This window comes from Streptomyces sp. NBC_01288 (assembly GCF_035982055.1).
Classification (GTDB): domain Bacteria; phylum Actinomycetota; class Actinomycetes; order Streptomycetales; family Streptomycetaceae; genus Streptomyces.
The window spans coordinates 2,690,211-2,705,409 of sequence record NZ_CP108427.1; the positions used below are offsets into that span (position 1 = coordinate 2,690,211).

A 15,199-nucleotide genomic window follows, 5' to 3' on the forward strand; every position below is an offset into this window, starting at 1 on the left:
ACCACAAAGCGACCGACGTTAGAGCTTGGACTTGGAGGACTCGCTGTGCCGCTCCTCCGCAGGCCCTCGCCGCACCGCCCCCGGCGCACTCCACTCGCTCCGCTTCCGCGCCCGGTTCTTCGCCGCCTCGGAGGACTCCAGCTGGTACGGCACCGACGTCACCATCACGCCCGGCGTGAACAGCAGCCGGCCCTTGAGGCGCAGGGCGCTCTGGTTGTGGAGGAGGTGTTCGTACCAGTGGCCGACCACGTACTCGGGGATGATCACGGACACCGCGTCGCGCGGAGACTCCTTCCGCAGCCCCTTCACGTACTCGATGATCGGCCGCGTGATCTCCCGGTACGGCGAGTCGAGCACCTTCAGCGGTACGTCGATCCCGCGCCGCTCCCACTCCTCGCGCAGCGCCTTGGTCTCCGCCGGGTCGACGTTGACGCTGAGCGCCTCCAGGGTGTCCGAGCGCATCAACTTGGCGTAGGCCAGGGCCCGTAGAGCCGGGCGGTGGATCTTGGAGATCAGGACGACGGAGTGGACGCGGGACGGGCGGAGGCTGTCGTCGCTCGGGCCCTCGGGGGCCGCGATCTCCTCGGCGACCCGGTCGTAGTGCTTACGGATCGCGGTCATCGTGGCGTAGAAGATGCACATGCCGAGCAGCGCCACCCAGGCGCCGTGGGTGAACTTCGTGACCAGGACGACGACCAGCACCAGGCCGGTGAAGAACGCGCCGAAGGTGTTGATGGCCCGGGAGCGGACCATGTGGCGGCGCTTGGCCTGGTCCTTCTCTGTGGCCAGGTGGCGGTTCCAGTGCCGGACCATGCCGGTCTGGCTGAGGGTGAACGACACGAAGACGCCGACGATGTACAGCTGGATCAGCCGGGTCGAGTCGGCGCCGTAGATCGCCAGCAGCAGTGCGGCCGTGCCGGCGAGCAGCACGATGCCGTTGGAGAAGGCCAGGCGGTCGCCGCGGGTGTGCAGCTGGCGCGGGAGGTAGCGGTCCTGGGCGAGGATCGAGCCGAGGAGCGGGAAGCCGTTGTACGCCGTGTTGGCGGCCAGGAACAGCACCAGCGCGGTGGCCGCGGCGAGCACGACGAACAGGAAGCTGCCCTTGCCGAACACGGCCTCGGCGACCTGGGAGATCACCGGGTTCTGGACATAGCCGGAGCCGATCGCGACGCCGTTGTGCAGCAGGTCGGTGCCGGGGTTCTCGGCCATGCGGACCTTGGTCGTCATGGCCAGCGCGATGATCCCGCAGAACATCGTGACGGCCAGGATGCCCATCGCCGCGAGCGTGGTCGCCGCGTTCTTCGACTTGGGCTTGCGGAAGGCCGGGACGCCGTTGGAGATCGCCTCGACACCGGTGAGCGCCGCACAGCCGGAGGAGAAGGCGCGCAGGAGCAGGAAGACCAGGGCGAAGCCCGCCAGGCCCTGGTGCTCGGCCCTGATGTGGTAGGCGGCGGTCGGCGCGCGCATGGTGTCGCCGAGGACCAGGCCGCGGAAGGCGCCCCACGCGATCATGACGAAGACGCCCGCGACGAAGACGTACGTCGGGATCGCGAACAGCGAGCCGGACTCCTTCACCCCGCGCAGGTTCATCAGCGTGAGCAGCACCACGACGGCGACCGCGCAGATCACCTTGTGCTCGATCACGAACGGGATCGCGGAGCCGAGGTTCTCGATGCCGGAGGCGATCGACACGGCGACGGTGAGGACGTAGTCGACGAGCAGGGCGCTCGCGACGGTGAGACCGGCCTTGGGTCCGAGGTTGGTGGTGGCCACCTCGTAGTCGCCGCCGCCGCTGGGGTAGGCGTGCACGTTCTGCCGGTAGGAGGCGACCACGGTGAACATCAGCACCACGACCGCGAGGGCGATCCAGGGGCTGAAGTGGTACGCCGACACGCCCGCGATGGAGAGGACCAGCAGCACCTCGCCGGGCGCGTACGCCACGGAGGACAGCGGGTCGGAGGCGAAGACGGGGAGTGCGATGCGCTTCGGCAGGAGCGTTTCGCCCAACCGGTCGCTGCGCAGTGCGCGCCCGATGAGGATGCGCTTGGGCACGTCGGTCAGTTTGGACACAACAGAGGATCGTAGGCCTTCGAACAGGCGATCCTCTACTCGCCACCGGCTTGACCTCGTCTTGACCCCTGTCATCTGCCTCACGAGTGAAACGAGGGGCGAGTGGAGTCGCGGATTCCGTCAAGATCGCCGACTCCGTGTCTATATGACAAAACCCCGCTCCCCACCGCCTCCTGGAGGTCCCATGCCCGCGACCGCAGAGCTGATCGGCGGCCTGGCCGCCCTCGTCGGCCTCGGAATCCTCACCCTGGCCAGCGTGCGCAGCATCGGCCGCCGCTGACGCACAGGGGTGCCCCCAAAGGACCGGACGTGTGTACTTTGGCCTCGGTCTGAGACCCTGATGGGGCTGAGCATTGATTTCAGGACACCGGAAGGACGGTCGTGCACATCGTCATCATGGGCTGCGGCAGAGTGGGTTCCGCTCTCGCCCAGACCCTGGAGCAACAGGGGCACACGGTCGCCGTGATCGACCAGGACCCCACCGCCTTCCGTCGGCTGGGCCCCGGATTCGGCGGCCGCCGGGTCACCGGGGTCGGCTTCGACCAGGACACCCTGCGCGAGGCCGGCATCGAGGAGGCGGGCGCGTTCGCGGCCGTCTCCAGCGGTGACAACTCGAACATCATCTCGGCGCGCGTGGCCCGCGAGATGTTCGGCGTGGAGAACGTCGCGGCCCGTATCTACGACCCCCGCCGCGCCGAGGTCTACCAGCGCCTGGGCATCCCCACCGTGGCCACGGTCCGCTGGACCGCAGACCAGATGCTGCGCCGGCTGCTGCCCTCGGGCGCGGAGCCGCTGTGGCGGGACCCCACCGGCGGGGTGCAGCTCGCCGAGGTGCACGCCTCGGCCGCCTGGGTCGGCCAGCGGATCAGCAAGTTGCAGGAGGAGACAGGCGTCCGCGTGGCCTTCCTCACCCGGCTCGGCGAGGCCATGCTGCCCTCTTCGCAGACCGTGTTGCAGGAAGGCGACCTCGTGCACGTGATGATGCGTACGGACGAGATCGACAAGGTCGAGGCGGCGTTCGCCAAGGGTCCCGAAGAGGAGGGCGGTCACTGATGAGGGTCGCCATTGCCGGAGCCGGCGCGGTCGGACGTTCGATCGCCGGAGAGCTTCTGGAGAACGGTCACGAGATCCTTCTCATCGACAAGGCCCCGACCGCGATCTCGGTCGAGCGGGTCCCCCAGGCGGAGTGGCTGCTGGCCGACGCCTGCGAGATCACGTCCCTGGACGAGGCGGCGCTCCAGCGCTGCAACGTCGTGATCGCCGCGACCGGTGACGACAAGGTCAACCTCGTCGTCTCCCTCCTCGCGAAGACGGAGTACGGCGTCCCGCGCGTCGTCGCCCGCGTCAACAACCCCAAGAACGAATGGCTCTTCAACGAGTCCTGGGGCGTCGACGTGGCCGTCTCCACCCCCCGCCTGATGTCGGCCCTGGTCGAGGAGGCGGTGTCGGTGGGCGACCTCGTCCGCCTCCTCCGCTTCAGCCACGGCGACGCCAACCTCGTCGAACTCACCCTCCCCGAGGAGTCCGCCCTCGCGGGCACCCAGGTCGGCGACGTGGAATGGCCCGAGGACACGTCCCTGGTCACGATCATCCGCGGCACCCGCGTCCTGACCCCGTCCCGCGAGGACTCGCTGGAGGCGGGCGACGAGCTGCTGTTCGTGGCGGCTCAGGCACGCGAGGAGCAGCTGGAGGACCTGTTGTCGGTACGCCGGGACGATGCGGCGAGCTGATTCGTCTGACGTCTACGACGAAGAGGGCGCCCTGAGATCTCAGGGCGCCCTCTTCGTCGTAGCGGAGTATCGGGAAGGTTATGCGTCGCGCCGGTGACGTCCCGACGTGGCGTCCTCTGTCTCGCCTGCGGCCTCGGCCGCGGCCTTGCGGTCCTTCTCGGCCTGCTCCTCCGCCTCCATCTCCGCGAACACGTCGATCGGCGCGGGCGCCTTCGCGAGGAAGACCCAGGTGAGCCAGACGGCGAGGAGGAAGGGCGGGATCTTCAACGCGACCAGGACCCAGCCGAGTTGGGCGGTGTTGGCCCACCAGTAGAGCGGGAAGAGGATCGCGCACTTGGCGAGCAGGATCAGACCCCAGGCCCAACTGGCCTTCGCGTAGGCCTTCTTGCGGCCGGGGTTGCGGGTCCGCCAGGAGAGGTTCTCCTTGAAGACCGGACCGAGGATCAGGCCGATCAGCGGGACGCCCGCGAGCGTCGTGATGATGTACGCGAGCGCGAGGCCCAGCGTGTAGAGCATGCCGGGAAGGTAGAAGTTCTTGGCGTTGCCCGTCATCATCGCGAAGACGACACCGAAGGCGACGCCGAAGACACCGCTGAAGGCGTGCTTGACGGTGTCCCGGCTCACCAGCCGGACCACGACCAGGGCCAGCGCGACGGCCAGCGCGGCGATCGCCGACCAGTGCAGGTTCTTGTTGACGGTGAAGATGCTGACGAAGAGCAGGCCGGGCAGGACCGTTTCGATCATGCCGCGCAGTCCGCCGAACGCCTCGAAGAGGGCCGCCTCGGTCACCGCCCGGACATCCTGCTCGCTGTCGTCGGCGTCCACGGTGTCCGCGGTCGGCTTGTCGAGCGACGTCACCGGCTACTCCCGTCCGAGGGGTCTCAGTTCGTATTTGGGGTTGAAGAGCACCCGGCGGCCTCTGCTCATCGAGATCCGGCCGGACGCGATCAGCTTGCGCCCCGGTTCTATCCCCACGATGGAGCGCCTGCCGAGCCACACCACGTCCAGGGCGGCCGAACCGTCGAACAGCTCGGCCTCCAGGGCCGGAACTCCCGCCCGGGGGCGCAGCGTGACCGTGCGCAAGGTACCAGTAACCGTCACGATCTGTCGGTCGTGGCAGTCGCCGATCCGGACACAGCCCTCTGTCTCGGCGTCCTCACGCAGCTCCTCCGACTCCAGCTCCTCCTGCGAGGTGGAGAGCCGGTCGAGCATGCGCCGGAACCGTCCGGCCGGCTTTTCGGAACGAGGGACAGCGCTCATATCTGAAGCGTACCGGGGTCCACTGACAGCAACGTACCCACGGCCTCAGCGCTCGAACCGGTAGCCCATGCCGGGCTCCGTGATGAAGTGCTTGGGATGCGCGGGGTCCGCCTCCAGCTTGCGCCGCAGCTGTGCCATGTACACGCGCAGATAGTTCGTCTCGGTCCCGTACGACGGCCCCCACACCTCCTGGAGCAGCTGCTTCTGGCTGACGAGCCGCCCGGTGTTGCGCACGAGCACCTCCAGCAGATGCCACTCCGTGGGGGTGAGCCGTACGTCCCGCCCGTCCCGGTGGACCTTCTTGGCGGCCAGGTCGACGGTGAACTCCTCGGTCTCGACCAGGACGTCGTCCTCGCCGCCCCCGGTGGGCTCGGCCCGGCGCACGGCGGCCCGCAGCCGGGCCAGCAGCTCGTCCATGCCGAACGGCTTGGTGACGTAGTCGTCGGCGCCCGCGTCCAGCGCCTCGACCTTCTCGTCGGAGGAGTGCCGCGCGGACAGCACCAGGATCGGCACCCGGGTCCAGCCGCGCAGCCCCCGGATCACCTCGACGCCGTCCATGTCGGGCAGGCCCAGGTCCAGGACGACCACGTCGGGGTGGCGGGAGGCCGCGAGCTCCAGTGCGCTCTTGCCGTCGGCGGCCGCGTCGACCTCGTACTTCCGCGCCTTGAGGTTGATCACGAGGGCGCGCACGATCTGCGGCTCATCCTCGACCACGAGGACCCTGGTCATGAGGCCTGCCTTTCCGGTTGTACGTCAAACACGTCACGCGCGTCTTCTACGGTGCCGTCCGCCGCGCGGAGCGTGAGCACCATGGTGAGGCCGCCGCCTGGCGTGTCCTCGGCGTTCAGGGTGCCGTTCATGGCCTCGGTGAAGCCACGCGCCACGGCGAGCCCGAGTCCGACTCCGGCGCCGCGCGGGGCGTCGCCGTAGCGCTGGAAGGGCTCGAAAATGCGGTCCTTGGCCTCGTCCGGGACTCCGGGGCCCCGGTCGACCACCCGTACCTCGACGCGGTCGGCCATGGCGCTGGCGGACACCAGGACGGTTTCGCCGGGCGGGCTGTACTTGACCGCGTTCTCGACCAGGTTGGCCACCGCGCGCTCCAGGAGCCCGGGGTCGACGGCCACCATGGGCAGCGTCTCCGGGATGTCGAGTTCGGCGCTGCCTTCGGGGACCCCGCCGAGCGCCATCGGCACCACCTCGTCGAGGTCGATCTCGCGGATGATCGGCGTGACCGTACCGGTCTGGAGGCGGGACATGTCGAGCAGGTTGCCCACGAGGTGGTCGAGCCGGTCGGCACCGTCCTCGATGCCCTCCAGCAGCTCGGCCTGGTCCTCCTCGGACCACGCCACGTCGTCGGACCGCAGACTCGACACGGCCGCCTTGATGCCGGCCAGCGGGGTCCGCAGATCGTGGCTCACGGCCGCCAGGAGGGCCGTACGGATCCGATTGCCCTCGGCGAGCGCACGGGCCTGGTCGGCCTCCTCCCGTAGGCGCCTGCGGTCCAGTACGACGGCGGCCTGCGCGGCGAAGGCGGCGAGGACCCGACGGTCGGAGGCGGGCAGCACGCGGCCGGTCAGCGCGAGGGCCATGTGGTCGCCGACCGGCATGTCCACATCACCGTCCTCGGGCCGCTCCAGCGGCGCCCCCACACCCACGCGTCCGGCGCAGGTCCAGGGGTCGACGTCGCTCTTGCGCTCCAGCAGGGCGACGGACTCCATGCCGAAGGTCTCCCGGACCCGCTCCAGGAGCGCCTCAAGGCTGGTCTCGCCGCGCAGCACGCTGCCCGCGAGGAAGGACAGGATCTCGGACTCGGCACGCAGTCTGGCGGCCTGCTGGGTGCGTCTCGCGGCGAGGTCGACCACGGAGGCGACCGACACGGCGACCCCTACGAAGATCGCGATGGCGACGATGTTCTTGGGATCGGCGATCGTCAGCCGGTGCAGCGGAGGCGTGTAGAAGTAGTTCAGCAGGAACGATCCGACGGCCGCCGAGACCAGCGCCGGCACCAGCCCGCCGAGCAGCGCCGCCGCCACCGTCAGCGACAGGAACAGCAGCATGTCGTTGGCGAGCCCGAGATGCACGGCGTTCAGCAGCAGCGCGAGCCCCACCGGCCCGACCACCCCGACCAGCCACCCCGAGACGATCCGGGCCCGCCCGAGCCGCGCGCCCCGGGACACGGGCAGCCCGCGCCCCTTGGCGACCTCCTCGTGCGTGACGATGTGGACGTCCAGGTCGGGCCCCGACTCGCGGGCGACCGTGGCACCGACGCCCGGCCCGAAGACGTACTGCCAGGTCTTGCGGCGCGAGGAGCCGAGGACGATCTGCGTGGCGTTCACCCCGCGCGCGAAGTCGAGCAGCGCGGCCGGGATGTCGTCGCCGACGACGTGGTGGAAGGTGCCGCCCAAGTCCTCGGCCAGGGTGCGCTGGAGGGCGAGTTCCTTCGGTGAGGCCGAGGTCAGCCCGTCGCTGCGCGAGATGTAGACGGCCAGCACCTCACCGCCGGCCCCCTTCTCGGCGAGCCGCGCGGCCCGCCGTATCAGCGTCCGCCCTTCGGGACCGCCGGTCAGCCCTACGACGATCCGCTCACGGGAACCCCAGATCGCCGACACCTGGTGCTCACTGCGGTACTCCTGGAGGTACTCGTCGACCCGGTCGGCCACCCACAGCAGCGCCAACTCCCGCAGGGCGGTGAGGTTTCCGGGCCGGAAGTAGTTCGAGAGGGCCGCGTCGACCTTGTCGGGCTTGTAGATGTTGCCGTGCGCCATGCGGCGGCGGAGCGCCTGGGGCGACATGTCGACGAGCTCGATCTGGTCGGCCCGGCGGACGACCTCGTCCGGCACGGTCTCCTGCTGCCGGACCCCGGTGATCGACTCGACGACATCGCCGAGGGACTCCAGGTGCTGGATGTTGACGGTGGACACCACGTCGATGCCGGCCGCGAGCAGCTCCTCGATGTCCTGCCAGCGCTTGGTGTTGCGGGAGCCCGGGATGTTGGTGTGGGCGAGTTCGTCCACCAGGGCGACGGCGGGGGCCCGGCGCAGCACCGCGTCGACGTCCATCTCGGTGAAGACGGTCCCCCGGTAGGCCAGCTCCGCGCGCGGGACCTGCTCCAGGCCGTGCAGCATCACCTCGGTGCGGGCCCTCCCGTGGTGCTCCACGAAGGCGACCACGCAGTCCGTGCCCCGCTCCACCCTGCGGTGGGCCTCGGACAGCATGGCGTACGTCTTGCCGACGCCCGGTGCCGCACCGAGGTAGATCCGAAGCTTGCCGCGTCCCATGGCCCCATTGTCTTCCCGTCACAGCTCTGTACGCAGCGTCGACTTTACGGCCAATAAGTCCGACAAATGGGGTGGGGAGTGCGGCAGGGGACGTCTTTGACGCATCCCTGATGCCCGTACGGCACCGTACGGGCATCAGGGTCCGGCGCTGTTCAGGATGTTCAGTTGGGGTTGTCGCCGTGGGTCAGGGTCTCCCAGGCCACGAAGAGGTTGTTGCTGCCGGCCGGGCGGTTGTTCAGGGTGAGCGTCTGGGTGTTGGTCATGGCGATGCCCAGGCGGTTGTGCAGGGCGTTGTAGCCGACCTCGGTGACCGGTCCGAGCCCGAGGGTCAGCGAGCCGCCGCAGAGCCAGCTCGGGACGGCCGTGCCGAGCTGGTACTTGGCCTGGAACCCGAGCGCCTGCCGCAGCCGCTCCCCCACGTCGGTGCCGTAGAGGTCGGTGCCCTGGATCCGGCTGGTCTCGGCGACGTGCGAGATCGAGGAGAGGCCGTACCCGGTGTGCGTGAAGTCGCGGCACGTCTCCTGGGTGAGCCCGGTGACGAAGGTCGACTGACCCTGCCAGTAACTGACGATCTTCGCCGTGGTGTTGAGGTTCTGGCTCGGCACGGTCTTCGGTACGGAACCGTCCGAGGCGAGGTAGATGTACGCGGCCGTCCGCGTCCGGAAGAGCGCCATGGCCTTGTCGTACGACGTCTTGTCCTCCAGGAAGACGGAGATGCCGACGGCGGCGTCCATCATCGTCAGCTCCCAGTTCCCGTTGGAATTGGAGCCGTTGATGATCTCGGGCAGGTACACGTTGCGGAGCATGGTCGAGAAGCGGGCCGAGTTGGTCCACGTTCCGGTGTACGTGTACTTGATGATCTCGGCGGCCTTGGGCCAGGAGGAGCCGGCCCAGCCGGTCTGTAGGGGCGCGTTGCTGTTGGTGTGGCTGGTGATCGTGGCCGACCAGGCGTCCATGATCTCGATGGCCTTCTGGGCGTAGCGCGCGTCCTTGGTGATGTACCAGGCGAGCGCGTCGGTGTAGGCCGCGATCGCGTCCTCGCGCTCGTCGGTGCAGCCGTAGTTGGGGTTGGAGTACGAGCCGCACTCGACGACGGCTCTGGGCTTCGGGGTGCGACTCAGGCTGGCGTAGGAGCTGGCCATCATCTGGTCGTAGGCGCCCTTCCAGGGCTGGGCGCCGGCGAGGACCTCGGTGCGGGCGAAGTCCAACTGGCTCCGGGAGACGTCGACTCCGGGGTGGACGAAGGTGGCGGGGGCGGCCTGGGCGGCGGTGCCTGGCTGGGCGAAGAAGCCCAGGACCAGGGCGGTGACGACGGAGAGCAGGGCAGCGCGGCGCACGGTGACTCCGTTCTCGTATGTGAACACAGAGCACCCTCATGAACTTGGGCGTTGAGCCGAGACCATAGGTACGGACCAATCCGCCGTCAAGGGTCCGCGCATGCCGAAGGGCCGCACCCCCGGAGGGATACGGCCCTTTCGCCGCTATTCGTTCCATCAGGCGGGTCCGGCGAAGTCGGCCACGGTTCGACCGCGCTCCGAAGGGGCGCGGGGAACTGCGCGACCAGCCACGACGGCGCCGCGGACGACGGACGGCGCGACCCGGCCCTCGCAGCGGAGCGCTCAGCGGACCTCGGTGATCTCCGGTCCGCGCTGCAACTGGCCCATGCCGCCGGAGAAGCGGGAACCCGCCTCCTCCTGCTGGACGCCCTCGGGAACCATCTGGGCGTCGTTCGGCAGCTTCAGGACGATCGGGTCGCGGGGCGCCATCGGGCCCTCGCCGCGCACGACGACCGTGTCCCGGAAGATCTGTTCGAGCAGCCCGGCGGCCTGCGGCTGCACCGCGCCCTGCCCGGAGATCACCCCGCGCAGGAACCAACGCGAACCGTCCACGCCGACGAACCGCACGACCTGGAAACCGCCCGTGCCGTCCGGCAGTTGCACCGGAACCTGCGCGCGCAGCTCCCAGCCCAGCGGCCCCTCGACCTCGTCGACGATGCCGCCCTGCTGGGTGATGCCGCTGGCGATCTCCTCGCGTACCTCACCCCAGATGCCCTCGCGCTTGGGAGCGGCGAAGGCCTGCAACTGGACGGCACTGTCCTTGAGGACCACGGTGGCGGCGACGATCGCGTCACCCGCGACCTCGACCCGCAACTCCATGCCGTCGACTCCCGGCACGAACAGACCGCCCAGGTCCACCCGGCCCTCGGCGGGGTCGCCGATCTCCGAGTCGTCCCAGGGTCCGTCGGGGCGGGGCTCCGGTTCGAGCTTCACGCGCTCGACCGATCCGTCCGCCTCAGTGTCGACATTGTCGACGACCTGCTCGGCCTCGCTCGCCGCGTCCTCGGCGGCAGTGCCCTTCTTGCGACGTCCGAACACGTCACTGTCCTTCCCGGTCGGATACGACCGAAGCGTATCGATTCCCACCCGTGGTGCCGCCCACGGCGGCGTGACCGCCGGTGGACCCGAAGCCCCCCTCGGCCCGCGCCGATTCGGGAAGCTCCGCGACCTCCTGGAAGCGGACCCTCTCGACCTGCTGGACGACAAGCTGGGCGATCCGGTCGAAGCGCTCGAACCGAACCGACTCGTACGGGTCGAGATTCACCACGATCACCTTGATCTCCCCACGGTACCCGGCATCAACCGTCCCCGGGGCATTCACCAGGGCAACACCGCAGCGGGCGGCGAGCCCCGAACGAGGGTGTACGAAGGCCGCGTACCCCTCCGGGAGAGCGATAGACACCCCCGTGGGCAGTACGGCCCGTTCACCCGGCTTCAGTTCCCGGCTCTCGGTGGTCCGCAGATCGGCTCCCGCGTCACCGGGATGCTCGTACGACGGAAGCGGTACGTCCGGGTCGACGCGGCGGATCGACACGTCCAGCGGGTCACGGCTCACGGGTTCACCTCGAAGGCACGGGTACGCCGGACCTGGTCCGGGTCGTCCATGGCGGCCCGGATCTCCTGCGGGCGACCGTTGTCGATGAAGTGGTCGACCTTCACCTCGACGAAGAGGGCGTCGGCGCGCACCGCGACGGGCCCGTCGGGGCCGCCGATGCGTCCGGTGGCGGTCGAGTAGATCTTCCGGCCGGCCACGGCCGTCACCTCGGCCTCCAGGTACAGCACGGTGTCCACGGGCACCGGCCGGACGAAGTCGGTCTCCAGGCGGCCGGTCACCGCGATCGTCCGCAGCAGCCAGTTCAGCGAGCCGAGGGTCTCGTCCAGCGCGCTGGCGAGCACGCCGCCGTGCGCGAGGCCCGGGGCGCCCTGGTGGGCGGCCCGCACGGTGAACTCGGCGGTGATGGTCACGCCCTCACCGGCCCGCGCCTCCAGGTGCAGCCCGTGCGGCTGGTCGCCGCCACACCCGAAACACTGTTCGTAGTGCGCACCGAGCAGCTCGCCCGGCGCGGGCGCGTCAGGGTGCCGCACCGGTTTCACGGCGTCGGACGGAGGCTTAAGAGCTGGAGAAGTACCACTCACAGCCGCAGACCTTACCCGCGCGTCGGTGGGTTCCCGACACCGTGCCAAGCTTGGCTCCATGCAGCTTTCCGCCTCCCCCTACGACGAGCGCCTCACCGCCCCCCGTTCGTGGTGGTTCATCTCGTTCCTGGTCGGCGTCTCCTTCGCCCTGATCCTGCTGCCCTTCGGCACCCTGCCGCTGCTCGGCGGCCTGGTCGGCGGCACGGCGGTCGCATCCGTGATGGCCAGCTCCTACGGCTCGCTCCGGATCCGGATCGTGGGCGACCAGCTGATCGCCGGCGAGGCGAAGATCCCGGTGACGGCCCTGGGCGAGGCGGAGATCCTGGACCCGGAGGAGGCCCGCGCCTGGCGCACCTACAAGGCCGACACCCGCGCCTTCCTGCTGCTGCGCTCGTACATCCCGAGGGCACTGCGCGTCGAGGTCACCGACCCGGACGACCCGACGCCGTACCTGTATCTGTCCACCCGCGAGCCGGAGCGGCTGGCGGAGGCGCTGAAGACGGCCCGCGCGGCAGCCGTCTAGGGCCCGTTCAACGACCGAGTTCCTTCGGGATCTCACCCATCCGGAGCGGGTCCGGCGGGGTCTCCAGGGGCGGCAGTTCGGGCAGCGCGTCCCACGGGACCTGGGCCTTGCGCAGGTCCTTGCGGATGCGCTCGGCGAGTTTCCTGGTGTCCCGGCGGTTCATGACCGCTCCGACGGCGGCGCCGACCATGAAGGGCATCAGGTTCGGCAGGTCGCGGACCATGCGTTTCATGATCTGCTGGCGCAGCTCGCGCTTCATGTGCCCGTTCAGCGCGGCACTCATGGTCGACGGTTTGGTCACGTCGATACCGCGCTCCCCGGACCAGGAGTTCAGATACGTGGTGCTGCGCTGCCGGAGGTCGCCGGGCGGACGGGCGCCGTAGACCTCGTAGAGCTCGGCGATGAGCTTCAGCTCGATCGCGGCGACGCCGGTGATCTCGGCGGCCAGTTCGGTGGGCATCGCTGGCGGCACCGGCAGCATCGCCGCGGCACCGATGCCCGCGCCGACCGTCGATGTCGCGTTGGCGGCGCCCGCCACCAGTTTGTCGGCGAGCTGCTCGGGGCCGAGGCCCGGGAACTGCCGCCGAAGCGCCTGAAGGTCCCGTACGGGGATCCGCGGGGCTATGTCGATGATCCGGTCGGCGAGGTACGCCAGACCGGCCCTGGCCCGGCTGCCGCCCTTACGGACGCCTTCCCTGGCCTTGTCCCGGATCACCGCCGCCCGTCGCTTGGCAACGGGGGCGGCTGCGGGAACGTCCGTCGGCACCGGGAGGTCAGCCCGGTCGGCCGCCGGTTCGAGCGAGGCTGATCCAGGTACGGATGAGCCCCGCTCGTCGTCACGCGCGCCATGAGGACCGTCTGTCGGCCCTTCGTCCGCTCCCGGCTTGAGGGAGCGGCGCTTCCAGGGTGGGGTCGAGCCAGTCACGGCCGACCCCTCCTCAGTCGCAGTCGCGGCAGATCGGCTGGCCGTTCTTCTCGCGGGCCAGCTGGCTGCGGTGGTGCACCAGGAAGCAGCTCATGCAAGTGAACTCGTCCTGCTGCTTGGGCAACACCCGGACGGCCAGCTCTTCGTTCGAGAGGTCCGCTCCGGGCAGCTCAAGGCCCTCGGCGGCCTCGAATTCGTCGACGTCCACTGCGGAAGTCGACTTGTCGTTCCTACGCGCCTTGAGTTCTTCAAGGCTGTCCGAGTCGACGTCGTCGTCGGTCTTGCGTGGGGTGTCGTAATCCGTTGCCATGTCGCGCTCTCCCCCTCTGGGTGTCTGCGGTGTCTCCAGCGCACGTAACGCGTGAGAGGCCGGACTTGTGCCCGACCTGAGGCGGAGATTTTGCCTCACATCAAGGTCTGTTACTCAATCGACACCCAACCGGACCCCTCAAGAGTGATCGGCTTGGATGGCGAAGGGGACCGTACACGGTCCTCGTGCCGCTCTTCAAAGGCACCTCATCGTGTACTTCCCGTGATCAAGACCCCCGAAAACCCGGATTTTCCCGGCTTTCCGACAGGGTGCATGATCACGGAGAGTAGATGGCCTGAAAATCGCGCTTGTGATCGATCACACACGGGGTTGCCGGAGAAGCGGCCAGAAAATTCCGCGCAAAGCGAACATCCTCGTGTGTCGGCGACATGATCTCAGATGGGCAGGGTGACTCGCATCACGAGTCCACCCCCCTCACGCGGCTGGGCCGAGATATGGCCGCCGTGCGCCCGCGCCACGGACCGCGCGATCGACAGCCCGAGGCCCACACCCTTGTCGCTGCCGGTCCGCTCCGTACGCAGCCGCCTGAAGGGTTCGAAGAGGTTGTCGACCTCGTACGCCGGGACCACCGGACCCGTGTTCGAGACTATGAGCACCGCCTGGCCGTGCTGGACCTCGGTGGTGACCTCGACCCAGCCGTCCTCCGGCACGTTGTAGCGCACCGCGTTCTGCACCAGGTTCAGGGCGATCCGCTCCAGCAGGACGCCGTTGCCCTGGACGACGGAGGGCTTCCGCTCGCCGCGGATGACCACGCCCTTGGCGACCGCCTCCGCGTGCACCTGGTCGACGGCCTGCTCGGCGACCTCGGCGAGGTCGACGGGCTTGCGCTCGACGATCTGGTTGTCGCTGCGGGCGAGCAGCAGCAGACCCTCCACGAGCTGCTCGCTGCGCTCGTTGGTGGCCAGCAGCGTCTTGCCGAGCTGCTGGAGCTCGATGGGGGCGCCGGGATCGGACAGGTGCACTTCCAGGAGCGTTCTGTTGATCGCCAGCGGGGTGCGCAGCTCGTGCGACGCGTTCCCCACGAAACGCTGCTGGGCGGTGAAGGCGCGCTGTAGCCGGTCCAGCATCTCGTCGAAGGTGTCCGCGAGTTCCTTGAGTTCGTCGTCCGGGCCGTCCAGCTCGATCCGGCGGGACAGGTCCGAGCCGGCCACCGCGCGGGCGGTCCGGGTGATTCGGCCCAGCGGGGACAGCACCCGGCCCGCCATCGCGTACCCGAAGGCGAAGGCGATGATCGCGAGACCGAGCAGGGCCAGCAGCGAGCGGCTGAGCAGGTCGTCCAGAGCGTGCTGGCGCTGCTCGTTGACGCACTCGTTCATCGCGCTGTTCATCTCGGTCGCCGACGGCTGCGACGGGAAGTTGCAGGTCTTGCTGCTCACCGAGCCTTCGAGGATCTTGAACGGGAGATCGCTGCCCACGTTCAACGCGTGCGCGGCGAGCAGGTAGATGATCGACAGCAGCAGGATGCCGGCGATCAGGAACATGCCGCCGTACAGCAGCGTGAGCCTTATGCGGATGGTGGGACGCAGCCAGGGGAACGGCGGTTCGGGCCTTCTGGGGTCCCACGTGGGCTTCGGGGGCGCCTGGGGAGGCGCGGGGGTCGTGGCCACAG

General features: G+C 69.3%; 15 protein-coding genes. 3 read left to right on the plus strand and 12 right to left on the minus strand.

All coding sequences use genetic code 11. The annotated features are described in order from the left end of the window. Positions 1-18 precede the first annotated feature (18 nt). On the minus strand, positions 19-2,070 hold the full coding sequence (locus OG194_RS11500; protein ID WP_327400776.1) for an APC family permease: 2,052 nt from the start codon (positions 2,068-2,070) through the stop codon (positions 19-21). 381 nt (positions 2,071-2,451) lie between these two features. Between OG194_RS11500 and OG194_RS11505 the strand changes: the two genes are divergently transcribed. Together OG194_RS11505 and OG194_RS11510 are read left to right on the plus strand one after the other, a co-directional pair. Beyond that, the gene (locus OG194_RS11505) at positions 2,452-3,123 is read left to right on the plus strand and encodes a potassium channel family protein (protein WP_019061075.1); all 672 of its coding nucleotides are present in this window, start codon (positions 2,452-2,454) and stop codon (positions 3,121-3,123) included. Beyond that, entirely contained in the window at positions 3,123-3,800 is a 678-nt protein-coding gene (locus OG194_RS11510) for a potassium channel family protein (RefSeq protein WP_200716254.1), read from the plus strand. The genes OG194_RS11505 and OG194_RS11510 overlap by 1 nt, the downstream gene beginning before the upstream one ends. Positions 3,801-3,878: 78 nt before the next feature. Here OG194_RS11510 and OG194_RS11515 read toward each other — a convergent pair whose 3' ends face one another. The 8 genes from OG194_RS11515 to OG194_RS11550 form a co-directional block, all read right to left on the minus strand. Beyond that, a complete protein-coding gene (locus tag OG194_RS11515) occupies positions 3,879-4,658 on the minus strand; it encodes a DUF3159 domain-containing protein (RefSeq protein ID WP_327400777.1) in 780 nt (259 codons plus the stop codon). A gap of 3 nt (positions 4,659-4,661) precedes the next feature. Further along, positions 4,662-5,060: an OB-fold nucleic acid binding domain-containing protein gene (locus OG194_RS11520; protein WP_327400778.1), complete on the minus strand. Its 399-nt coding sequence runs from the start codon at positions 5,058-5,060 to the stop codon at positions 4,662-4,664. 45 nt (positions 5,061-5,105) lie between these two features. Then, positions 5,106-5,789 carry a response regulator gene (locus OG194_RS11525; RefSeq protein ID WP_327400779.1) on the minus strand — a complete coding sequence of 228 codons (684 nt, stop codon included), beginning with the start codon at positions 5,787-5,789 and terminating at the stop codon, positions 5,106-5,108. Beyond that, complete coding sequence (locus tag OG194_RS11530) at positions 5,786-8,338, minus strand: sensor histidine kinase KdpD (RefSeq protein ID WP_327400780.1); 2,553 nt, start codon at positions 8,336-8,338, stop codon at positions 5,786-5,788. The genes OG194_RS11525 and OG194_RS11530 overlap by 4 nt, the downstream gene beginning before the upstream one ends. A gap of 161 nt (positions 8,339-8,499) precedes the next feature. Further along, positions 8,500-9,675, minus strand: coding sequence for an alginate lyase family protein (locus tag OG194_RS11535; protein ID WP_327400781.1), 1,176 nt, complete (start codon positions 9,673-9,675; stop codon positions 8,500-8,502). Between the two features lie 282 nt (positions 9,676-9,957). Then, positions 9,958-10,713, minus strand: coding sequence for a DUF3710 domain-containing protein (locus tag OG194_RS11540; protein WP_327400782.1), 756 nt, complete (start codon positions 10,711-10,713; stop codon positions 9,958-9,960). Between the two features lies 1 nt (position 10,714). Beyond that, complete coding sequence (dut, locus tag OG194_RS11545) at positions 10,715-11,230, minus strand: dUTP diphosphatase (protein WP_327400783.1); 516 nt, start codon at positions 11,228-11,230, stop codon at positions 10,715-10,717. Further along, positions 11,227-11,811, minus strand: coding sequence for a PaaI family thioesterase (locus tag OG194_RS11550; RefSeq protein WP_033283955.1), 585 nt, complete (start codon positions 11,809-11,811; stop codon positions 11,227-11,229). The genes dut and OG194_RS11550 overlap by 4 nt, the downstream gene beginning before the upstream one ends. A 58-nt stretch (positions 11,812-11,869) precedes the next feature. On the opposite strand from OG194_RS11550, the gene OG194_RS11555 reads away from it, so the two are divergent. Next, positions 11,870-12,334 (plus strand): DUF3093 domain-containing protein, encoded by a 465-nt coding sequence (locus OG194_RS11555; RefSeq protein ID WP_033283956.1) that lies wholly within the window; start codon positions 11,870-11,872, stop codon positions 12,332-12,334. A gap of 7 nt (positions 12,335-12,341) precedes the next feature. Here the strand turns inward: OG194_RS11555 and OG194_RS11560 are convergent, their stop codons facing one another. The 3 genes from OG194_RS11560 to OG194_RS11570 all read right to left on the minus strand — a co-directional run bounded on the left by OG194_RS11560 (position 12,342) and on the right by OG194_RS11570 (position 15,197). Then, positions 12,342-13,259, minus strand: coding sequence for a hypothetical protein (locus tag OG194_RS11560; protein ID WP_327400784.1), 918 nt, complete (start codon positions 13,257-13,259; stop codon positions 12,342-12,344). A gap of 13 nt (positions 13,260-13,272) precedes the next feature. After that, positions 13,273-13,569: a DUF4193 domain-containing protein gene (locus OG194_RS11565; protein ID WP_005481602.1), complete on the minus strand. Its 297-nt coding sequence runs from the start codon at positions 13,567-13,569 to the stop codon at positions 13,273-13,275. Between the two features lie 395 nt (positions 13,570-13,964). Beyond that, positions 13,965-15,197 carry a sensor histidine kinase gene (locus tag OG194_RS11570; RefSeq protein ID WP_327400785.1) on the minus strand — a complete coding sequence of 411 codons (1,233 nt, stop codon included), beginning with the start codon at positions 15,195-15,197 and terminating at the stop codon, positions 13,965-13,967. Between the last annotated feature and the right edge of the window lie 2 nt (positions 15,198-15,199).